The following is a 21,519-nucleotide window of genomic DNA, read 5'->3' on the forward strand; positions in this document are numbered from 1 at the left end:
GCTTGAGTCGTCCAATGATGGCTGGGGCAATGGGCAAGTATGGTATTTGCGAAATGCTGCCTATTTCGACACGTTCCGGCCTGTGCGAGGAGAAAGCCGTACGGCCAAATATGTCTAAAATGCGATAAATGAACATTTACAACATTTTCTGTCCATGATCCAGGCTCCATCTTCTCTCGCTGTCGCCGATGAGGCGGCAGATTTCCTCCGTTGGCTGGAGTCCGAGCCTGCCGACGAGGTCGTTGATGACCTCCAGGCCCTGCGTGCCCGCCTCGGGGAATTGCTGCGCAACAAAGGGCAGAAAGATGAAGCGTTGCGCTGCTGCCTCAAGGGCGGCGCGGTGCGGGGGCTGGACATCAGCGCCCGTATCCGTGCGCAGCTGCAGCAGTCGAGCCTGCCGTTGCCATCCGCGCTGCATCGTGCATCGACCGGCATCTCCACAGCATTGGCGGAAATGGCGCAGTGGCTGGAAAGCCTGCAGCCCGGTTCCGCACCGGATTCCTGCGCTTCGCGGCGCTTGGCGCTGGCACTGTGCAGCGAGGCTTTCGTCGTGGCGGCAATGTCCGCCGACACCGCGCCTCCCGGCTTGTGGAAGCTTGCCAACGGGATGGTGGTGGAACTCGAGGGCGATGCGTCCTATTTCACCATGGCGGCGCTCGCCGCCGCGTCTCCCGAGAGCCTGACGGCCCGCCAGCTGGCGTGGATTGCCGACTTCCTCAGGAATGGTCTGCCCGAGTTGAAGTTGCAGTCCGAGGGAGAGTCGCTCGTTGGCGGCTGGTGGATCGAACCGGGGGCGGATGCGGCGCCGGTATCGGTGGCGCGCAGGGGCGCGCCTGCAGGCGGCGATGTGCGCCACTTCAGCCTCGTGCCGCTTGCGCGCGTGCTTGGCGAGCATGTCGAGCATCTGGAGGCGGTGATCGCTGCAGCGGAAAACACCGGCGATGTGCCCGAAGTGGAATTGCTGGATGCCGATGAAGATGATCTGCCTCCGGGGTTGACGCCGGTCGAGCTTCTTTCGCTGCTGCGCACCTTGCGCGAACGCTGGGTGAGCTCCCCGCTGCGGATGCAGGCCCGGCGGCCCCAGCACTATGCAATCCAGGTCTGTCTGGGCTTGCGTGGGCTGTGGGAACTCGGGCGGGGGCGCGGCGAAGACGGGCGGGTACTGGAATGGCAGGTGCTCAACGAAAGTCCTGGCGGCTACGCGATCATGTGTGTCACGGAAACCGGGGCCAATGCCAGCCGGCCGGCCGAGATCGTCGCCGGCATCGTGCTTGGGGTCAGGCGCCAGGCCGGTGGGGCCTGGGCGGTATGTGTAGTGCGCTGGGTGCGTAGCGAAGCGTCTGGCCGGATCGAATTGGGGCTGCAGGTGCTGGCGCCGTCCTATCACGCGGTGCAGGTAGCTTTCCGTGGCGCCACGCTGAAGGGAGTGGTGCCGGCGCTGGCGCTGCCGGCCATGGAGCCGATGCGCCGCCATGCAGCTTTTCTGGCGCCTGCCGGAACCTATGCTTCGCGCCGCTTCGTCTTCGTACGCGAAGGGGCGCGCGTGTATGTGGCACAGGGGCGGGCACTGGGACTGGACATGCAGACAGCCAGCATCGAGCTGTTTCGCTACGAGATCGATCCTTATCCGATCTGAGGAGCAGGCTGCACGGCGCCCGTTCCGTGGCCCGGCTGCATGCTTCCTGGCCAAGCGGCTGCTCCGGGCCGCCCAGGCCTAGGCGGGCTGCCCCAATGATATGATCCGCGCCTCCCGGTTCTCGCGCACAGCCATGCAGGAAATACTCGTTCTTTACTACAGCCATCGCGGTTCGGTCCGTGCGCTTGCCGAGCAGATCGCCATCGGTATCCATCAGGTGCCCGGTGCCGCAGCGCGGGTCCGGACCGTGCCGCGGGTATCCACCGTGTGCGAGGCAGTGGAGGATGAGATCCCCGCCGACGGCCCGGCCTATGTCGAACCGCGCGACCTCGCCGAATGCGCCGGTCTGGCGCTGGGCAGCCCGACCCGCTTCGGCAACATGGCTGCGCCGATGAAGTATTTTCTCGATGGGCTGGCAGGCGAGTGGGCCAATGGCACGTTGACCGGCAAACCCGCCTGCGTATTCTCGTCCTCGGCCAGCCAGCATGGCGGCCAGGAGAGCACGCTGCTGACGATGATGGTGCCGCTGCTGCATCACGGCATGATGGTGCTCGGCATCCCCTATGCCGAAACACGCCTCAACACCACGCGCAGCGGCGGTTCGCCCTATGGCGCGACGCACGTTGCCGGCATGGACGGCCTGCCGGTGCTGACTGCCGACGAGATCGAGCTGGCGCGCGCCCAGGGGCGCCGCCTGGCCGAAGTGACGCTGCGGCTGGCGGGTGAGCGATGAGTCCGCGCCTGCTCAACCTCGCTGCCAGCATCAGCCTGCTGGCCCTGATCGCGCTGTGCGTGCTGTGGGAAGTCTGGCTCGCACCGCTTCGTCCCGGCGGCTCGTGGATGATGCTGAAGGCGCTGCCGTTGCTGCCGGCGGTGTTCGGCGTCCTGCGCGGCAAGCGCTACACCCATCAATGGGTGTCGATGCTGTCGCTGCTTTACTTCACCGAAGGGGTGATGCGCGCTGCTGATCCGGGTTTGACCGGGGTGCTGGCGGGCGTGGAGATCGCGCTGTCGGTGCTGCTGTTCCTCAGCACGATGTACTACGCACGCAACACCGCGCCGTCGCGGCAGGCATCCGGGAAGTAGGGGAGGCCTGACGCCCCTGGCCGGGTCCGGCCAGGGGGAGGTCCGCTCAGACCTGCGGATTCAGCCGCGGGGCGGTGCTCTGCAGCTTGTTCAGCGCATTCAGATAGGCCTTGGCCGAAGCGACGATGATGTCGGTGTCGGCACCCTGGCCGTCCATCACGCGGCCATCCTTGGCCAGGCGCACGGTGACTTCGCCCTGGGCATCGGTGCCGGTGGTGATGGCATTGACCGAATACAGCAGCAATTGGCTGCCGCTGCTGGCAACGCTCTCGATGGCCTTGAAGGCGGCATCGACCGGGCCCGAACCTTCGGATTCGGCACGCTGCTCGGCGCCGCCGATGGCCAGCGTCAGTTCGGCGCGCGGCGTCTCGCCGGTCTCGGAATGGAAGCGGCTCGATACCAGGCGGAAATGCTCGGTCTCGGGCGTGATCGCCTCGTCGCGCATCAGTGCGTGCAGATCCTCGTCGAAGATCTCGTGCTTCTTGTCGGCCAGTTCCTTGAAGCGCGAGAAGGCGTGGTTCAGGTGCTCCTCGCCGGCGATCTCGATGCCCAGCTCCTGCAGCCGCGCGCGGAAGGCGTTGCGGCCGGAATGCTTGCCCAGCACCAGCTTGTTGGCGCCCCAGCCGACGTCCTCGGCGCGCATGATCTCGTAGGTTTCGCGGTGCTTGAGCACGCCGTCCTGGTGGATGCCGGACTCGTGGGCGAAGGCGTTGGCGCCGACGATGGCCTTGTTGGGTTGTACCGGGTAGCCGGTGACCTGCGACACCAGCTTGGAGGCCGGCACGATCTGGGTGGTGTCGATGCGCGTCTCGACCGGAAAGACGTCGCCGCGGGTGCGCACCGCCATGACGATTTCTTCCAGCGAGGCGTTGCCGGCGCGCTCGCCCAGGCCGTTGATGGTGCATTCGACCTGGCGCGCGCCGGCATGCACGGCGGCGAGCGAGTTCGCCACCGCCATGCCGAGGTCGTTGTGACAGTGCACCGACCAGATCACCTTGTCGGCGTTGGGCACGCGCTCGATCAGCGTGCGGATGGTGCCGGCGTACTGCTCGGGCACGTTGTAGCCGACGGTGTCGGGAACGTTGATGGTCTTCGCGCCGGCCCGGATCACGGCGTCGAAGATGCGCACCAGGAAATCGATCTCGGAGCGGCCGGCGTCCTCGGCCGAGAACTCGACGTCGTCGGTGAATTGGCGCGCCAGCGCAACCGACTTCACCGCCTGCTCGACGACTTGGTCGGGCGTCATGCGCAGCTTCTTCTCCATGTGGATCGGGCTGGTGGCGATGAAGGTGTGGATGCGGCCGCGGGCGGCGGGGGCGATGGCTTCGGCGGAGCGGCGGATGTCGTTCTCGTTCGCTCGCGCCAGCGAACAGACGGTGGATTCCCTGACCGCTTCGGCGATTGAGCGCACAGACTCGAAGTCGCCGTTGGAGGCGGCGGCGAAGCCGGCCTCGATGACGTCGACCCGCATGCGTTCGAGCAGGCGGGCGATGCGCAGCTTTTCCTCGCGCGTCATCGACGCGCCCGGGCTTTGCTCGCCGTCGCGCAGGGTGGTGTCGAAAATGATCAGTTGGTCTTTCATGTTCAGCTCCTCGGGGCGTCGTCGTCGGCCGCGGCGGGAGGCTCCGCGCCGCTGGCCTGGTTATCCGTCGCGGTCGGGGGCATTGTGCCTGCCCGCTTGTCCTTGCGCCGTTTCCAGCGCAGCGCCCACATCACGTAGCCGGAAGCTGCGTAAGCGAGGAACAGGCCGAACAGGATGCCCGGCGGATAGCTGGAAATCAGCGCGAACACCAGCACCACCGCCAGCACGACGATGAAGGGCACGCTCTTGCGCAGGTTGATGCTCTTGCCGCTCCAGAACAGCACGTTGCTGACCATCGACAGGCCGGCGAAGATCGTCAGCACGCAGGCGTAGCCGCTCAGTTCGTCGCCGCTGAAGCCGTTGTCGATGCCGACCCATACCAGGCCTGCAGTCAGCGCCGCGGCGGCTGGGCTGGGCAGGCCCTGGAAGTAGCGCTTGTCGACGACGCTGATGTTGGTGTTGAAGCGCGCCAGCCGCAGGGCAGCGCCGGCGCAGTAGATGAAGGCCGCGACCCAGCCGAGCTTGCCCAGGTCGCGCAGCGCCCACTCGTACATGACCAAAGCCGGCGCCGCGCCGAAGGACACCATGTCGGACAGCGAATCGTATTCCGCGCCGAACTCGCTCTGGGTGTGGGTCAGGCGCGCGATGCGCCCGTCCAGGCCGTCGAGGACCATGGCGACGAAGATCGCCACTGCCGCGATTTCGAAACGCTGGTCCATGGCCTGCACGATCGCGTAGAAGCCGGCGAACAATGCGGCAGTGGTGAACAGGTTCGGCAGGATGTAGATGCCGCGGCGGCGCTTGTCGGGCGTGATCAGAGGCATGCGGTCGGGATCGTCCATGGCGGACACTAATGGTTCTGCAGGAACTCGATTCTAGCAGTCCGCCGCCTGCACTGCGCCGAATCGCCGCCAGGCTGGCCGGTCAGCTCCTGGCGAGGGTGTCGCGCAATTGTGCAGCGTAGCCTTGCAGGACGTCGGCCGGCGGATCCTTGCGTGGCCAGGACAGCGCGATGCCGTCGTCACCATGGCGCGGCACCACGTGCATGTGGAAATGGAACACTGTCTGGTCGCCTTCGCGGCCGTTGGCCTGCAGCAGGGTCAGGCCGGGCGGGTCGAAGGTGTCGCGCACCGCATGGGCGACACGCTTCACCGTGCGTGCCACGGCGGCGGCTTCGTCCGCCGTGATGTCGAACAGCGTGGCGGCGTGGCGCCTGGTGGCCACCAGGACGTGGCCGGGATTGACCTGGCCGATGTCCATGAAGGCGATGGTCAATTCGTCCTCGAAGACGCGGGCCGAAGGAATCTCGCCTGCGACCAGGCGGCAGAAGATGCACTGGCCGGGCGGCGAGGTGTTGACGAACATGGGCATGCAGAAAACCTCCATGGGCATGAGAACCGGCTGCGTATGGAAAGCCGCAGCCGGTTGCAGGACGGCAGTTTAGCCCTGCCGCCGGCGAGCGAGAAAGCGGCGCCGGCCGAAGGCTTCAGTCGGCCTCAGTCGACGATGGCCGCTTCGTTCGGCACCACCACCGCGAACAGGTCGCCCAATGCCGCCAGCGCGGCCGCCTGCAGGCTTTCGGCGCTGACCACCGAGCCGTCCGGGCCGGCCAGCGGCCGGGTTGCGGTGGCGGCTGCCGGTACCGTCACGGCGTAGCCGAGGTTGAAGGCGCCGCGGGTGGTGGAGTTGATGCACATGTGTGTCATGAAGCCCGTCACCACCAGGTTCTTGACGCCGGCCGCCTTGAGGCGCTCGTCCAGGTCGGTGCCGATGAAGGAGTTCGGGTAGTTCTTGACCACCACCGCTTCGCCATCCGCGGGCGCGACCTTGTCGGCGATGGCGCCGATTTCGGTGCGAACGTCGTAGGGGGTGCCGGGGCCGGCGTCGTGCTGGATGTGCACCACCGGAATCTTGAGCGCCCGCGCGCGGGCCAGCAGCGTGGCGCACTGGTCAAGCGCCGGCTCGACGCCGGTCAGCTGCATGATGCCTTCGCGATAGGTGTTCTGGGCGTCGACGATGATCAGCGCCGATTCGGACAGGGGGGCGGGGGTGTCGGGCTGGCCGGTCAACTGGCGCAGGGTGGTGGATGCGGTGCTCATGACTTGTCTCCTGGTGATGTCGGTTGTCGGACAGCGGGACGGTGCGTCGCCTGCGCTGCAGATGCGACGGTGATGGGAGGCTATACTTTGCCAGTGCCTGCGTGAATAGGCATTTATGCCGGAAATTCATGCAAATTCGCAGGGCATAAAGGCATCGCTGCCGGGAAATGCCGAAGCATGTGAGACGGGCCGGATCGGCTGGGCAAGCGTGGATCGGGGAAGCTGAAAAAGGGATGGAGGCGGTGATGAACTGGGATGACCTGCGTTTTGCCGTGATGCTGGGCCGCGAGGGCACGCTGGCGGCCGCGGCGCGCCGGCTCGGCGTTGACCAGACCACCGTCGCCCGCCGCCTGAAGGCGCTGGAAACCGCGCTGGGCGCAAGCCTGTTCGAGCGTGGCGACGGCCACTGGCTGCCCACGGCGGTCGGCCTGCGCGTGCTGGAACGGGCTGGCCGCATCGAGGAGGACATGGCCGGCGTGATACGCGTGGCCGAAGCCGGTGCGGGCAAGGTGGGCGGTGTGGTGCGCATCACTGCGGTGGCTGCCATCGTCGGTGAATGGCTGGTGCCGCGATTGAGGGGCCTGTGCACCTGCCATCCCGAGCTGTGCGTCGATGTCATCGCCAGCAACGACAACCTCAACGTCGCCCGGCGCGAGGCCGACATCGCGATCCGGCTGGCGCGCCCGGCCAGCGGCGACTTCCTGATCCGCAAATTGGCGGACATCGGCTACGCCGTCTATGGTGCGGCACGGGGTGATCTGCCGGTGCGAACCGGCGACTGGGTGGGCTACAACGAGGATCTCGGCCACACGCCGGAGATGCGCTACCTGCATGCCATGCTCGGCGGCGGCCGCATTCGCCTGCGCTCGAACAGTCTGCGGGGGCTGGCGCGTGCGGTGGCCGATGGTGTCGGCCATGGCGTGCTGCCGTGCTTCCTGGCCGATGCCGCGCCTGATCTGGTGCGTCTGACCGGCGCCCGGCCGGTGCTGAGCCGGGAGCTGTGGATGCTGATCCACCCGGATGCGCGCTCGCAGGCACGGGTCGCGGCGACGGCGGACTGGCTGGTGGAGCGCTTCCAGGCCGAGGCGGCGGGTTTTGCGGGCATCCTTGAATGAATGGCGCATCCGGTGGCGGATGGAAATTCGACCGCAAGATTCGGAGTGCCTGCAGCCGGGGTGCAGCCTAAGCTGGCGCCATGATCAGGTTTCGGAGGGCAAAGCCATGAGTGCGAATCTTCAGACATCATCGCCTTATGCAAGCGAAGCCTCGCGCTGGCAGGCGGTGCGGGCGCGTGATCCGCAGGCCGACGGGCATTTCGTCTACGCCGTGCGTACCACGGGCGTGTATTGCCGGCCGAGTTCCACGGCCCGGCTGCCCCGGCGCGAGAACGTGGAGTTCTTCGATTCGGCTGAAGCTGCCGAGGCCGCAGGCTACCGTCCCAGCCGCCGCACACATGGCGACAGGACGGCCGCCGCGGCCGGGCGCGCTGCGCTGGTGGCGCAGGCCTGCCGCCGGATCGAGGAAAACGAACCGCCGCCCGGGCTCGATGCGCTGGCCGCCGGGGCCGGCATGAGCCCCTGGCATTTCCACCGCATTTTCAAGGCCGAGACGGGACTGACGCCCAAGGCCTATGCCTCCGCCCGGCGGGCCGCCCGGTTGCGCGAGGAACTGGGCGAACCGGCCGTCTCGGTGACGGATGCGATCTACGGTGCCGGCTTCAATACCAGCAGCCGCTTCTACGAGACTTCGAACCAGCGCCTCGGCATGCGCGCGCGGGACTACCAGGCCGGCGGCAGCGGCACCGAGATCCGCTTCGCCGTCGGCCAATGCACGCTGGGCGCCATCCTGGTCGCGCAGAGCCGGCGCGGCATCTGCGCCATCCTGCTGGGCGACGATCCCGATGCCCTGGTGCGCGACCTGCAGGACCGCTTTCCCAGGGCTGAACTGCTTGGTGGCGATGCCGGTTTCGAACGCCTGGTGGCGCAGGTCGTCGGCTTCGTCGAGACGCCCGCCATCGGCCTGAGCCTGCCGCTGGACGTGCGCGGCACGGCTTTCCAGGAACGGGTGTGGCAAGCCTTGCGCACGATTCCGGCGGGCGCCACGATCACCTATGCCGAGATCGCCGAGCGCATCGGCGCGCCGCGTGCGGCCCGGGCGGTCGGCGCGGCCTGCGGCGCCAACCACATTGCCGTCGCCATTCCCTGCCATCGGGTGGTACGGCGAGATGGCGATCTGTCGGGCTACCGCTGGGGGGTGGAGCGCAAGCGGGAATTGCTGCGGCGGGAGGCCGAGCCGGTGGCGGAAGCAGGCTGAAAAGAAAAAAGGCCGGACCCGCATGATGCGGTTCCGGCCTTTGTACGCCGCAAGGGCGCGCGAAGATCAGTTCTTCGACTTGTCGACCAGGGCCTTGGCCTTGATCCAGGGCATCATCTCGCGCAGCTGGCCGCCGACCTTCTCGATCGGGTGTTCGGCGTTCAGGCGGCGGCGAGCGGTCATGCTCGGGTAGTTGGTGCGGCCTTCCTGGATGAACATCTTGGCGTATTCGCCGTTCTGGATGCGCTTCAGGGCGTTGCGCATGGCGGCGCGCGATTGCTCGTTGATGACTTCGGGGCCGGTCACGTACTCGCCGTATTCGGCGTTGTTCGAGATCGAGTAGTTCATCGTGGCGATGCCGCCTTCGTACATCAGGTCGACGATCAGCTTGAGCTCGTGCAGGCACTCGAAGTAGGCCATTTCGGGCGCGTAGCCGGCTTCGGTCAGGGTTTCGAAGCCCATCTTGACCAGCTCGACGGCGCCGCCGCACAGCACGGCCTGTTCGCCGAACAGGTCGGTTTCGGTCTCTTCCTTGAAGTCGGTCTCGATCACGCCGCCCTTGGTGCCGCCGTTGGCCGCAGCGTAGGACAGGGCGATGTCGCGGGCCTTGCCGGAGCGGTCCTGGTACACCGCGATCAGCGAGGGCACGCCGCCGCCGCGCAGGTATTCGGAGCGCACGGTGTGGCCGGGGCCCTTCGGCGCGACCATGATCACGTCGAGGTCTTCACGCGGCACGACCTGGTTGTAGTGCACGTTGAAGCCGTGGGCGAAGGCCAGCGCGGCGCCTTGCTTGATGTTGGGCTCGACGTCGTTCTTGTAGACCTCGGGGATGTTCTCGTCCGGCAGCAGGATCATGACGACGTCGGCTTCGGCGACGGCTTGCGCCACTTCCTTGACCTGCAGGCCGGCGCCTTCGGCCTTGGACCAGGAGGCACCGCCCTTGCGCAGGCCGACGGTGACCTTGACGCCCGAATCGGACAGGTTCTGGGCGTGGGCGTGGCCCTGCGAGCCGTAGCCGACGATGGTGACCTTCTTGCCCTTGATGAGGGAGAGGTCGGCGTCCTTGTCGTAATAAACCTTCATGTTCGTCCTTTCGTTTGCGGTGTGGGGTGGGTCAGAGCTTGAGCACGCGGTCGCCGCGGCCGATGCCGCACACGCCCGAGCGCACGGTTTCGAGGATCAGGGCGGGCTCGATGGCGCCGATGAAGGCGTCGAGCTTGCTCTGGTTGCCGGTCAGTTCGACGACGTAGGAGGCGTCGGTGACATCGATGATGCGGGCGCGGAAGATGTCGGCGGTGCGCTTGATCTCCTCGCGGTCCTTGCCGGTGGCACGGACCTTGACCAGCATCAGCTCACGTTCGATGTGGGCGGCTTCGGAGATGTCGACGACCTTGACCACCTCGACCAGCTTGTTCAGCTGCTTGGTGATCTGCTCGATGATGTCGTCCGAGCCGGAGGTGACGATGGTCATGCGCGACATCGACGCGTCTTCGGTCGGTGCCACGGTCAGCGACTCGATGTTGTAGCCGCGCGCCGAGAACAGGCCCGAGACGCGCGACAGCGCGCCGGATTCGTTTTCGATCAGAAGGGAAATGACGTGACGCATGGTGTGTTCGGTCCTGGATTAGAGGTCTTCGGCGGACAGGATCATCTCGGTGAGGCCCTTGCCGCCCTGCACCATCGGATAGACGTTCTCGGTCGGGTCAACCTGGAAGTCGAGGAACACGAGCTCGTTCTTGTGCGTGGTGAAGGCCTCGCGCAGCGCGCCTTCGACATCCGAGGGCTTGTCGACGCGGATGCCGACGTGGCCGTAGGACTCGGCCAGCTTGGCGAAGTCGGGCAGCGAATCCATGTAGGACTCGGAGTAGCGGCCGCCGTGGAACAGCTGCTGCCACTGGCGCACCATGCCCAGGTAGCGGTTGTTCAGGTTGCAGATCTTGATCGGCAGGCGAAACTGCTTGCAGGTCGACAGTTCCTGGATGTTCATCTGGATCGAGGCTTCGCCGGTGACGCATGCGACCTGCATGTCCGGGTGGGCGAGCTGCGCACCCATCGCGTAGGGCATGCCGACGCCCATCGTGCCCAGGCCGCCGGAGTTGAGCCAGCGGCGCGGCTTGGTGAAGGGGTAGTACTGCGCGGCCCACATCTGGTGCTGGCCGACGTCGGAGGTGACGATGGCTTCGCCGCCGGTCACTTCCCACAGCTTCTGCACGACGAACTGCGGCTTGATGATCTCGTCCGAGTTCTTGTAGACCATGCAGTTGCGGCCGCGCCATTCGTCGACCTGCTTCCACCAGGCGGCAAGCGCCTCGGGGTTGGGGCGGGCCTCGCCGCTCTCGAGCTGGCGGATCATCTCCTCCAGCACTTCCTTGACGTCGCCGACGATGGGCACGTCAACCTTGACGCGCTTCGAGATCGACGATGGGTCGATGTCGATGTGGATGATCTTGCGCGGCTCCTCGGCGAAGTGCGAGGGCAGGCCGATGACACGGTCGTCGAAGCGGGCGCCGACGGCCAGCAGCACGTCGGAATAGTGCATCGACATGTTGGCTTCGTAGGTGCCGTGCATGCCCGGCATGCCGAGATACTGGCGGTCGCCGGCGGGGTAGCCGCCGAGGCCCATCAGGGTGTTGGTGATCGGGTAGCCGAGCAGGCGGGTCAGCTTGGTGAGCTGTTCGGCCGCGTTCGACAGCACCACGCCGCCGCCGGAGTAGATCATCGGCCGCTTGGCGCCGAGCAGCAGCTGCACTGCCTTCTTGATCTGGCCCGAGTGGCCCTTGACCACCGGGTTGTACGAGCGCATCGAGATTTCCTTCGGATACTCGTACTCGCACTGGTGCATCGACACGTCCTTGGGAATGTCGACCAGCACCGGGCCGGGGCGGCCGGTTTTCGCCAGGTAGAAGGCTTTCTTGATCGTCGCGGCGATGTCGCGCACGTCCTTGACCAGGAAGTTGTGCTTGACGCAGGGCCGGGTGATGCCGACCGTGTCAACCTCCTGGAAGGCGTCCTGGCCGATGGCGGCGGTGGGCACCTGGCCGGAGATGATCACCAGCGGAATGGAGTCGCAGAAGGCGGTGGCGATGCCGGTGACGGCATTGGTCGCGCCCGGGCCGGAAGTCACCAGCGCGACGCCGACCTGCTCGGTGCTGCGCGCATAACCGTCGGCGGCGTGCACCGCGGCCTGCTCATGGCGCACCAGCACGTGGCGCACGGATTCCTGCTGGAACAGCGCGTCGTAGATATACAGTACTGCACCGCCGGGATAGCCGAAGACGTACTCGACCTTTTCTTCCTGAAGGCACCTGATTACAATTTCGGCTCCGGTAAGCACCATCGCAAACTCACTCGACAAGTCGTTTGAAGAAACGTGCAACGTTACCGGCCACGGCGGGTTTGGTCAAGGCGGACAAGGGGTGTTCCGGCGCCCGTACCGCTTCGCACATCGATCGATCCCTCCGGACTTCTCCATGAAGCGCAATCCCGAACGTCATTCTGCCGCCGCCAGGGCTGCAGCCGCATCTGCCGGAACCAGCGAGCGTCCGCGCGTCGAACTCGCCAGTTTCCGCAGGCGGCTGGCGAGCATGCTGTACGAAGCGATGCTGCTGCTCGGCGTGCTGGCGCTGACCTTTCTCGTCCCCTACCTGATGCTCGGCATCGGCTTCGAGATCGCGCCGCCGGGCTGGTTCGCCTGGCTGCACATCTTCGTCGTGCTGGGCGCCTATTTCGTCTGGTACTGGCGCCGCCACGGCCAGACGCTGGCGATGCAGACCTGGCGCCTGAAGCTGGTCGATGCCGACGGCCGCGGCCTGAGCCTTGGCCGCTGCTGGCTGCGTTATGCATTGTGCTGGCCTTCGGTGCTGCTGTTCGGCATCGGCCTGCTGTGGGCGCTGATCGATCGCGACCGGCAGTTCCTGCATGATCGCCTGACCGGCTCCTGCATCGTGCTGATGCCGCCTGCCGCCAAGAAGTGAGCAGCCCGCAGGCGGTATTCCGCATCGTGCTCGAGGAACTTTTGCCGCACTGACGGAGTAGCATCGGGTATGCGATCCACTTCGTGGCGCGAGATGCCTGCCGGACAAGCGGGTATTTCCGCCCTGGCAAATCATGTCATCCGCACTTCCTGCCGCAGCATCCGTACCGCCTTCTGAACCCGTATCCGATTCCCACGCCCGCCCGGTCGATGATTGCCTGGTCACGCTCGGCGTCGACCGCAACGCAGGACTGGATTCAGCCGAGGCCGCCGCACGGCTGGTGCGGCACGGCCCCAACACCTTGCCCGAGCCGCCGCGCAACGGCCCGCTGAAGCGCTTCCTGCTGCAGTTCCACAACGTCCTCATTTATGTATTGCTGGCCGCCGGCGTGATCACGCTGCTGCTCGGCCATCACGTCGATTCCGGCGTGATCTTCGGTGTCGTGCTGATCAACGCCATCATCGGCTTCCTGCAGGAAGGCAAGGCCGAGCGGGCGCTCGATGCCATCCGCGACATGCTGTCGCCTCACGCCCAGGTATTGCGCGAGGGCCGGCGACAGGAAGTGGACGCCGCCGAGCTGGTGCCGGGCGACCTGGTCTTTCTCGCTTCGGGCGACAAGGTGCCGGCCGACCTGCGCCTGATCGAGGCCCGCAGCCTGCGCATCGAGGAAGCGGTGCTGACTGGCGAGGCCTTGGCAGTCGAGAAGTCTCCCGAGCCGGTTGCGACCGAGGCCAGTCTCGGCGACCGCCGCTCGATGGCGTATTCGGGCACGCTCGTCACCTACGGCCAGGGCTGCGGTGTGGTCGTCGCCACCGGCGCCGGCAGCGAGATCGGCCGCATCAGCGTCATGCTCCAGTCGGTCGAAGTCATGACCACGCCCTTGCTGCGGCAGATGGCGGGCTTCAGCACCATGCTGACCTGGGTTGTGCTGGCGATTGCGCTCGGTGCCTTCGCTTTCGGCACGCTGTTGCGCGGTTATCCGCCGGGCGAGATGTTCCTGGCCGCGGTCAGCCTGGCGGTGGCGGCGATCCCGGAAGGGCTGCCGGCGGTCATGACGATCACGCTCGCCATCGGCGTGCAGCGCATGGCGCGGCGGCGCGCGATCATCCGCCGCCTGCCGGCGGTCGAGGCGCTCGGCTCGGTCACCGTCATCTGCTCCGACAAGACCGGCACGCTGACCCGAAATGAAATGACCGTGCAGCGCGTCATCACCGCCGAAGGCGATCTGGACGTCAGCGGCGTCGGCTACGCGCCGCATGGCGGTTTCGAGCACGACGGACGCGAATTGCAAGCCGGCGACATACCGCTGCTGGGACGGCTCGGCCGTGCTGCGCTGTTGTGCAACGACGCCGAGCTGAACCGCGACGGTGACGCCTGGCAGATGGTCGGCGACCCCACCGAAGGCGCGCTGGTCACGCTGGCGCTGAAGGCCGGCGTCGATCCCTGCCAGCAGCACGAGGAACTGCCGCGCGACGACCTCATTCCCTTCGAATCCGAGCACCGCTTCATGGCCACGCTGCACCATGATCATCGCGGCGAAGCCTGGATCATGCTGAAAGGCGCGCCGGAGCGGGTGCTGTCGATGTGTGCCACCTGCGCCGGCCTCGATGGCCAGCCGCTGCCGCTGGACGCCGATGCCTGGCAGCAGAGAATGGACGAAGCGGCAGCCCGCGGCATGCGCCTGCTGGCCGTGGCTGAGCGGCAGGTGCCCGGCCAGTTGGACAGCTTGCGCTTCGACGACGTGGAGCAGGGCGGCTTCGTGCTGCTGGCCGTGCTCGGCATCACCGATCCGCCGCGTGACGAAGCAGTGCGCGCGGTGCAGGCCTGCCTGGGTGCGGGCATCCGGGTCAAGATGATCACCGGCGACCACGCCGCCACCGCGCGCGCCATCGGCCAGCAGCTCGGTCTGGCGCAGGAAGTTCACGCCGTCACTGGCGCCGAGATCGAACGCATGGACGATGCGGTGCTGGCCCGTGCCGTGCAGGAAACCGAAATCTTCGCCCGCGCCAGCCCAGAGCACAAACTGCGTCTGGTGCAGGCCATGCAGGCCAACGGTGAAGTGGTGGCGATGACCGGCGACGGCGTCAATGACGCGCCCGCGCTGAAGCGCGCCGACGTCGGCGTCGCGATGGGCCGGAAAGGCACCGAGGCCGCCAAGGAAGCCGCGGAAATGGTGCTAGCCGACGACAACTTCGCCTCGGTCGCGGCTGCGGTCGAGGAGGGGCGCACCGTCTACGACAACCTGAAAAAAGCCGTCGCCTACATCCTGCCCACCAACATCGGCCAGGCCGGCATCGTCTTCTTTGCCGTGCTGTTCGGCCTGACGATGCCGATCACGCCGGCGCAGATCCTGTGGGTCAACATGATCACCGCCGTCACGCTGGCGCTCGCGCTCGCCTTCGAGGACGCCGAGCCCGACATCATGCAGCGCCGTCCGCGCGACCCGCGCGAGCCCCTGCTGACGCCTTTTCTGATGTGGCGCATCGTCTTCGTCGGCCTGCTGCTGGTGGCCGGCGGCATGGGCCTGTTCCTGTGGGAACTGCAGCAAGGCGCCAGCCTCGCTGCCGCCCGCACCGCGGCGGTCAACGCGGTGCTGATCGGCGAAGTGTTCTACCTTTTCAACATGCGCAGCCTGACCGGCCCGGTGCTGAACCGCGCCGGCTTCTTCGGCAACCGCTACGTGCTGTGGGCCATCGGCTTGCTGCTGGTCTGCCAACTGCCGTTTACCTATCTGCCGATGATGCAGACGCTGTTTGGCACCGAAGGGCTGGCAGCGGATGTGTGGTTGCGGATTCTGGGGTTCGGGGTGGCAGTGTTGTTGCTGGTGGAGGGCGAAAAGGCGTTGGTGCGGGGGCGTTTGCAGGAGCGGCAATGACCGTCGCTGGTTTGGCAGTCCGGTGCCCCGGCTGCGACAATGGCGCCCATGGAACGCTCAACCCGCCAACGCCATTCGATCCGCAGCGCCCTGGCCGATGCCGGACGGCCGCTGCTTCCCGCTGAAATCCTGCAGGCAGCCCAAGCCGAGGTGCCGGCGTTGGGATTGGCTACCGTCTACCGCAACCTCAAGCAATTGGCCGAGGCAGGGGAAATCCAGGCGGTGGAGCTCCCCGGCGAGCCGTCCCGCTATGAGCTGGCGGGGCACAAGCATCACCATCATTTCCGCTGCAATCGCTGCAATCGCGTGTTCGACGTCCACGCCTGTCCCGGCGATATGCAGAGGCTGGCGCCCCAGGGTTTCGTCGTGGACGGCCACGAGTTGACCCTGTACGGCGTCTGCCGCGACTGCGGCACGTTGTCGGTCAAAGATACTTGAGCCAGGCGAGGTCGCGGCGGCGGGCCTTGAAGGCGGCGAAGGCCTTGACCACGGGGTAGAGGACCACCGCCAGCACCACGGTGCTCAGCCAGACTCCGCCCATGCCGTCGAAGCCGAAGTATTCGCCCTGGTTGTTGCCCCAGATCGCCTGTGCGCCCAGGTACAGGAACTTCAGCACGTACAGGTGCAGCACGTAGAAGAACATCGGCGCGGCGCCGAATACGACCAGCGGCTTCAGCCAGGCCGCGCCGGGCTGGCGGTCGAAGGCGCGCAGTACCAGCAGGCCGATGCCGAGCGTGAGCGCGACGAACAGCAGCGAGGGCGGATATTTGGTGATGTTGACGAAGCTCATCAGCGTTTGCAGCGCGGTGTCGCTCGCCACCCAGGGCTTGTCGCCATAGACGTTGATCGCGCGCAGCACGACGAAGCCAACCAGCAGGCCGATTCCCCGGTTCAGCAGGCAGCGCTGGCGCAGTGCTGCGTCCGAGCCGGCCGCGAACCACGGTCCGGCGGCGTAGCCGAGCGCGATCACGCCGATCCAGGGCTGCAGCGGGTAGGAGGTGCGCAGGCGCAGCGTTTCGGAGACTTCGATCCAGCCACGGTCGTGCAGCACGGCCCAGGGGATGTGCATCGGGTGGCCGACGGCGAAGTGCAGGCCGTCCAGCAGGTTGTGGCCGGCCACCAGCACGATGCCGAGCGCGATCAGCAGCCGGCGCGGCAGCCACAGCAGCGCCGCCAGCGCGATCATCGACAGGCCGATGACCCAGATCACCTGCAGGAAGACTTTGGCCGGCGGGAACTGGAAGGTCCACGCGAAGTTGATCACGGTGATTTCCAGCAGTACCAGGAACAACCCACGCTTGAACAGGAAGGCCGATGCCGCGGCGCGGCCGTCGCCGCCGTGGCGGCTGCCGTACAGGAAGGCCGACAGCCCGGTGAGGAAGACGAACACCGGCGCGCAGATGTGCGCCAGCAATCGGCTGAAGAACAGCTCGGGCGGGGTGTCGGCAATCACCATCGGGTCCGGCACCTGGTGGTGCAGGTAGAAGGTTTCGCGGACGTGATCGAGCAGCATGAAGGCGATCACCAGGCCGCGCAGCGCGTCGATGGTGCCGAGCCGGGTGCTTGTGGTGGAGGGGAGGGCTGGGGAGGCCGCAACTGCCGCTGTTGTGCTTGCGAGTGTTGTCATGGGGGTTAAATGATATTGATAATTTGTTATCAATAATAGCACGGCCCTGCCTGTGGGCAATCAAGGTGCTGCGACTCTTCCATGTCCTTCGCCAGTCCCTGCAGTAAACTCCCGCTTTTCCGCGCCCCTCGCGCGGAAGCTGGAGAAAACATGAGAACAGAACACGCCCCAACGATTCAACGCGCCGACTACCAGCCTTTGTCCTGGACGGTCGAGACCGTCGATCTGCATTTTTCCCTCGATCCCGACGCCACCGTCGTCACCAACCGCATGGTGTGCGTGCGCAACCGCGATGCGGAAGCCGGGCCGATCCGGCTGTGGGGCGAGGATCTCGAGCGGCTGTCGCTGACCGTCGATGGCCAGCCGCCGCGCGGTTTGCGCGAGCAGGGCACGCTGATCGAGATCGACGCCGACGGCGAGTGCGTGGTGGTCGAGGTCAAGACCCGCATCGACCCCAGGGCCAACACCACGCTGTCGGGGCTCTACCTGTCCAATGGCGGCTTCTTCACCCAGTGCGAGGCCGAGGGTTTCCGCCGCATCACCTGCTTCCCCGACCGTCCCGATGTGATGGCGCGCTTCACGGTGACGCTGGAAGCCGACCGCACTGCATGCCCGGTTCTGCTGTCGAACGGCAACCTGATCGAGCAGGGCGAGCTGCCGGATGGCCGCCATTACGCGCGCTGGGAAGACCCGTTCCCGAAGCCGTCCTACCTGTTCGCGCTGGTTGCCGCCGACCTGGTGGTGCTGGAGCGCAAGGAGCGCACGATGTCGGGCCGCGAAGTGCTGCTGCAGGTGTGGGTGGAGGAGGGCAACCTCGACCGCTGTCAGCACGCGATGGATTCGCTGGTGCATTCGATGCGCTGGGACGAGGAAACCTTCGGCCTGGAGCTGGATCTCGACCGCTTCATGATCGTCGCCGTGGCTGACTTCAACATGGGGGCGATGGAGAACAAGGGGCTGAACATCTTCAACACCAAGTTCGTGCTCGCCAAGCCGGACACCGCCACCGACGTCGATTACGAGAACGTCGAGAGCGTGGTGGCGCATGAATACTTCCACAACTGGACGGGCAACCGCGTCACCTGCCGCGACTGGTTCCAGCTCACGCTGAAGGAAGGGCTGACGGTGTTCCGCGACCAGCAGTTCTCCGCCGACATGCTGGCACGTGCCGCCGGCCCGGAAGGCGCGGCCTCGGCGCGGGCGGTCAAGCGCATCGACGACGTGCGCGTGCTGCGCGCTGCGCAGTTCCCCGAGGATGCCGGCCCGATGGCGCATCCGATCCGCCCGGACAGCTACCAGGAGATCAACAACTTCTACACCGCGACGGTGTACGAGAAGGGCGCCGAAGTCATCCGCATGCTGCACACCCTGCTGGGGCAGGAGGGTTTCCGCAACGGCATGGACCTGTATTTCAGCTATCACGACGGCCAGGCGGTGACCTGCGACGACTTCGTCGAGGTGATGTCGGAGGCGAACAACGGCTTCGATCTCGACCAGTTCATGCGCTGGTACGGCCAGGCCGGCACGCCGCGGCTTCAGGCCCGCGGCGAGTGGAACGCGGCGGACGGCAGCTACACGCTGACGCTGGCCCAATCCACCCCGGCGACGCCGGGCCAGCACGCCAAGCTGCCGCTGGTGATCCCGGTCGCGGTCGGCCTGATCGGCCCGGACGGGCGCGACTGCCCCTTGCAACTGGAAGGCGAGGCGCAGGCCGGTGTGGGCACGCGCGTGCTGAAGCTGACCGAGGCCGAGCAGTCTTTCCGCTTCGTCGGTTTGGCTGCCGAACCGGTGCCTTCGCTGCTGCGCGGCTTCTCCGCGCCGGTGATCCTCGAGCTGGATGAGGATGATGCGCGGCTGGCTTTCCGCATGGCGCACGATGCCGACCCGTTCAACCGCTGGGACGCGGCGCAGCGCTACGCCGAGCGTGTCGTGTTGGCGATGGCGGCCGATGCGGCGATGGCAGTGCCCGAGGCTTTTGTTGAAGCGTTCCGCACTTTGCTCGACGATGCCGCGCTCGACCCCGCTTTCCGTGCCCAGGCGCTGGCGCTGCCGGGCGAAGCCTATCTGCTCGAGCGCATGGCCCCCGCCGACCCGCAGGCATTGCGCGCGGCGCTGGTCAGGCTGATGCGCGCGCTGGGCGAAAAGCTGGCGGGCAACTGGCTGGCCCTGTACGACGCGATGCAGGTGCAGGGCGAATACCGCTACCACCCGGGCGATGCCGGCCGTCGTGCTTTGGCGAACCTGGCGTTGCGCTACCTGGCCGCCGCTGGCAACGCCGAAGGACTGGCCAAGGCGCGGGCGCGTTTCGATGCCGCAACCGACATGACCGAGCGCTTCGGCGCCCTGAGCGCGCTGGTGCAGAGTACGCACCCTGCACGCGAGGAGGCGCTGGAAGCTTTCCATGCCCGCTACCGCGACGATGCGCTGGTGCTCGACAAGTGGTTCGCGCTGCAGGCCGGGGCCTGGCGCTGGGACGATTCCGCGGCGCCGACGCTGGAGCGCGTGCGTGCGCTGATGGCCGACCCGGCATTCAGCCTGTCGAACCCGAACAAGGTCTATGCGCTGCTGGGCACTTTCTTCCGCGCCAATCCGGGCGAGTTCCACGCCGCCGACGGCAGCGGCCATGCGTTCTGGGCCGAGCAGGTGATCGCGCTGAACGCGAAGAACCCGCAGGTTGCGTCACGCATGGCGCGTGCGCTGGAAAGCTGGCGCCGCTTCACGCCGGCGCTGCAGGCCAGTATTCGTGCCCAGCTCGAAAAGGTGCTGGCGAGCGAAGGCTTGTCGCCGGACGTGGCGGAAGTCGTCGGCAAGGCGCTGGGCGGGGATTGAAGCTGCCTGTCTGGTGCGGAAACGAAAAACGCCGGGATCGACCCGGCGTTTTTCATGGTGTTTGCCGACTCATTCGGCGGCGAGATCGCCGGAGATGTAGCTTTCGAGCTGGCGGATCGTCGCCTGCTGCTGCTGGACGACCGATTTGACCATGTCGCCGATGGTGACGACGCCCATGATCTTGCCCTGATACACCACCGGCAGGTGGCGGAAGCGGTTTTCGGTCATGGTGCGCATGACGTCGTTGACCGTGTTGGCTGGCGAGACGGTGCATGGGTTGGGCGTCATCAGGTCGCCGACGTGGATGTCGCGCGACACCAGACCTTTCAGCACGACCTTCCGCGCATAGTCACGCTCGGTGAAGATGCCCACCAGGCGTTCGCCTTCGGTGACCAGGACACAGCCGATGTCGAACTGCGCCATCAGCGACAGGGCGTCGAATACCGAGTCGGCCGGACTCACGGCGTGGAAAGCGTTGCCCTTCTGTTCAAGAATCTGTTTTACGGTCGTCGCCATCGTTTCTCTCCCTCCTTCAGTTGTGCATTGTCTGCCACGTGCCACCAGGCTGCTGGCTGCGGCCGGTTTTTGTAAGTATAGGGTGGTCCGGGCTTCGGTTGAGCGCAAGCGGGGGCGAACCCTGATGCGCGCTGGATTTCAGATCTCCAGGTTGTCGATCAGCCGGGTACGGCCCAGCTTGGCAGCGGCCAGCACCACCAGCGGATCGTCCATGTGCAGCGGTGGCTGCAGGTCGGTGCGGCGGCGCACCGCCACGTAGTCGGGCTGCCAGCCGGCGGCGGCCAGTTCGTCCATGGCGTCGGTCTCGAGCTTGAGCAGGTCGTGGTCGCCGGTGCGCACGGCGTCGCGGATGCGGCTCAGCAGGCGGTACAGCAGCGTCGCGCGGGCGCGCTCGTCGTCGCTCAGGTAGCCGTTGCGCGAGGACAGCGCCAGGCCGTCCTCCGCGCGCACGGTGTCGCCCGGCAGCACTTCGACCGGCAGCGCCAGTTCGCGCACCATGTTGCTCAGCACCATCAACTGCTGATAGTCCTTCTTGCCGAACAGGGCGACGTCGGGCTGCACGATGTTGAGCAGCTTCAGCACCACGGTGGCGACGCCGCGGAAGTGCCCGGGGCGGAATTCGCCTTCGAGGATCGAGACCTGGGCCGGCGCCGGATCGACATGGTAGCGCTGCGGCTGCGGGTACATCTCGGCCTCGTCCGGCGCAAAGACGTGCTTGACGCCGACCGCGGCGAGCTTCTCGCAGTCGGCGGCGAGGGTGCGGGGGTAGCGGTCGAAGTCCTCGCCGGCGCCGAACTGCAGGCGGTTCACGAAGATGCTGGCGATCACGCAGTCGGCTTTTTCGGCCGCCTGGCGCATCAGCGTGATGTGGCCTTCGTGCAGGTTGCCCATGGTGGGAACGAGGGCGACCGTGCCGGCGGTGGCGCGGGCGGCGCGCAGGCTGGCGATGGTGTGGTGGATCTGCATGCTGAAACCTGGAATG

General features: G+C 66.5%; 19 protein-coding genes. 9 read left to right on the forward strand and 10 right to left on the reverse strand.

Translation table 11 applies throughout. The annotated features are described in order from the left end of the window. The first annotated feature begins 154 nt into the window (after positions 1-154). The 3 genes from QM748_RS01570 to QM748_RS01580 all read left to right on the forward strand — a co-directional run bounded on the left by QM748_RS01570 (position 155) and on the right by QM748_RS01580 (position 2,722). On the forward strand, positions 155-1,636 hold the full coding sequence (locus tag QM748_RS01570) for a hypothetical protein (RefSeq protein ID WP_415245329.1): 1,482 nt from the start codon (positions 155-157) through the stop codon (positions 1,634-1,636). 133 nt (positions 1,637-1,769) lie between these two features. Further along, positions 1,770-2,369, forward strand: a complete 600-nt coding sequence (gene wrbA, locus QM748_RS01575; RefSeq protein ID WP_415245330.1) for an NAD(P)H:quinone oxidoreductase — start codon at positions 1,770-1,772, stop codon at positions 2,367-2,369. Beyond that, positions 2,366-2,722: a DUF2069 domain-containing protein gene (locus QM748_RS01580; RefSeq protein WP_415245331.1), complete on the forward strand. Its 357-nt coding sequence runs from the start codon at positions 2,366-2,368 to the stop codon at positions 2,720-2,722. Before wrbA ends, QM748_RS01580 begins: the two co-directional genes overlap by 4 nt. Before the next feature lie 46 nt (positions 2,723-2,768). Here QM748_RS01580 and QM748_RS01585 read toward each other — a convergent pair whose 3' ends face one another. From QM748_RS01585 to QM748_RS01600, 4 genes are all read right to left on the reverse strand, one after another. Further along, positions 2,769-4,304, reverse strand: coding sequence for a 2-isopropylmalate synthase (locus tag QM748_RS01585; RefSeq protein WP_415245332.1), 1,536 nt, complete (start codon positions 4,302-4,304; stop codon positions 2,769-2,771). Positions 4,305-4,306: 2 nt separating this feature from the next. Beyond that, positions 4,307-5,128, reverse strand: coding sequence for a CDP-diacylglycerol--serine O-phosphatidyltransferase (gene pssA, locus QM748_RS01590; RefSeq protein WP_415245333.1), 822 nt, complete (start codon positions 5,126-5,128; stop codon positions 4,307-4,309). 100 nt (positions 5,129-5,228) lie between these two features. After that, positions 5,229-5,675: an HIT family protein gene (locus tag QM748_RS01595; RefSeq protein ID WP_415245334.1), complete on the reverse strand. Its 447-nt coding sequence runs from the start codon at positions 5,673-5,675 to the stop codon at positions 5,229-5,231. Positions 5,676-5,800: 125 nt separating this feature from the next. Next, positions 5,801-6,403 (reverse strand): cysteine hydrolase family protein, encoded by a 603-nt coding sequence (locus tag QM748_RS01600; protein ID WP_415245335.1) that lies wholly within the window; start codon positions 6,401-6,403, stop codon positions 5,801-5,803. Between the two features lie 245 nt (positions 6,404-6,648). On the opposite strand from QM748_RS01600, the gene QM748_RS01605 reads away from it, so the two are divergent. Then, complete coding sequence (locus tag QM748_RS01605; protein WP_415245336.1) at positions 6,649-7,518, forward strand: LysR family transcriptional regulator; 870 nt, start codon at positions 6,649-6,651, stop codon at positions 7,516-7,518. Between the two features lie 106 nt (positions 7,519-7,624). Next, the gene (gene ada / locus QM748_RS01610) at positions 7,625-8,716 is read left to right on the forward strand and encodes a bifunctional DNA-binding transcriptional regulator/O6-methylguanine-DNA methyltransferase Ada (RefSeq protein WP_415245337.1); all 1,092 of its coding nucleotides are present in this window, start codon (positions 7,625-7,627) and stop codon (positions 8,714-8,716) included. 66 nt (positions 8,717-8,782) lie between these two features. Here the strand turns inward: ada and ilvC are convergent, their stop codons facing one another. From ilvC to QM748_RS01625, 3 genes are read right to left on the reverse strand one after another with little or no spacing between them, the layout of a single operon-like run. Further along, on the reverse strand, positions 8,783-9,799 hold the full coding sequence (gene ilvC / locus QM748_RS01615; protein ID WP_415245338.1) for a ketol-acid reductoisomerase: 1,017 nt from the start codon (positions 9,797-9,799) through the stop codon (positions 8,783-8,785). A 31-nt stretch (positions 9,800-9,830) separates the two neighbouring features. Then, on the reverse strand, positions 9,831-10,322 hold the full coding sequence (ilvN, locus tag QM748_RS01620) for an acetolactate synthase small subunit (protein ID WP_415245339.1): 492 nt from the start codon (positions 10,320-10,322) through the stop codon (positions 9,831-9,833). Between the two features lie 18 nt (positions 10,323-10,340). After that, positions 10,341-12,071, reverse strand: coding sequence for an acetolactate synthase 3 catalytic subunit (locus QM748_RS01625; protein WP_415245340.1), 1,731 nt, complete (start codon positions 12,069-12,071; stop codon positions 10,341-10,343). A gap of 115 nt (positions 12,072-12,186) precedes the next feature. Between QM748_RS01625 and QM748_RS01630 the strand changes: the two genes are divergently transcribed. The 3 genes from QM748_RS01630 (at position 12,187) to QM748_RS01640 (ending at position 16,003) form a co-directional block, all read left to right on the forward strand. After that, positions 12,187-12,690: an RDD family protein gene (locus QM748_RS01630; RefSeq protein ID WP_415245341.1), complete on the forward strand. Its 504-nt coding sequence runs from the start codon at positions 12,187-12,189 to the stop codon at positions 12,688-12,690. 133 nt (positions 12,691-12,823) lie between these two features. Beyond that, entirely contained in the window at positions 12,824-15,565 is a 2,742-nt protein-coding gene (locus QM748_RS01635; protein WP_415245342.1) for a cation-transporting P-type ATPase, read from the forward strand. A gap of 48 nt (positions 15,566-15,613) precedes the next feature. Continuing rightward, the gene (locus QM748_RS01640) at positions 15,614-16,003 is read left to right on the forward strand and encodes a Fur family transcriptional regulator (RefSeq protein WP_415245343.1); all 390 of its coding nucleotides are present in this window, start codon (positions 15,614-15,616) and stop codon (positions 16,001-16,003) included. Here the strand turns inward: QM748_RS01640 and QM748_RS01645 are convergent. Further along, a complete protein-coding gene (locus QM748_RS01645; protein ID WP_415245344.1) occupies positions 15,990-17,192 on the reverse strand; it encodes a DUF1624 domain-containing protein in 1,203 nt (400 codons plus the stop codon). The genes QM748_RS01640 and QM748_RS01645 overlap by 14 nt on opposite strands. Positions 17,193-17,342: 150 nt before the next feature. On the opposite strand from QM748_RS01645, the gene pepN reads away from it, so the two are divergent. Then, on the forward strand, positions 17,343-20,021 hold the full coding sequence (pepN, locus tag QM748_RS01650) for an aminopeptidase N (RefSeq protein WP_415245345.1): 2,679 nt from the start codon (positions 17,343-17,345) through the stop codon (positions 20,019-20,021). A gap of 69 nt (positions 20,022-20,090) precedes the next feature. Here the strand turns inward: pepN and QM748_RS01655 are convergent, their stop codons facing one another. Further along, positions 20,091-20,537 carry a CBS domain-containing protein gene (locus tag QM748_RS01655; RefSeq protein ID WP_415245346.1) on the reverse strand — a complete coding sequence of 149 codons (447 nt, stop codon included), beginning with the start codon at positions 20,535-20,537 and terminating at the stop codon, positions 20,091-20,093. A gap of 138 nt (positions 20,538-20,675) precedes the next feature. After that, a complete protein-coding gene (panC, locus tag QM748_RS01660) occupies positions 20,676-21,503 on the reverse strand; it encodes a pantoate--beta-alanine ligase (protein ID WP_415245347.1) in 828 nt (275 codons plus the stop codon). Between the last annotated feature and the right edge of the window lie 16 nt (positions 21,504-21,519).

This window comes from Thauera sp., assembly GCF_047601425.1.
Taxonomy (GTDB): Bacteria; Pseudomonadota; Gammaproteobacteria; order Burkholderiales; family Rhodocyclaceae; genus Thauera.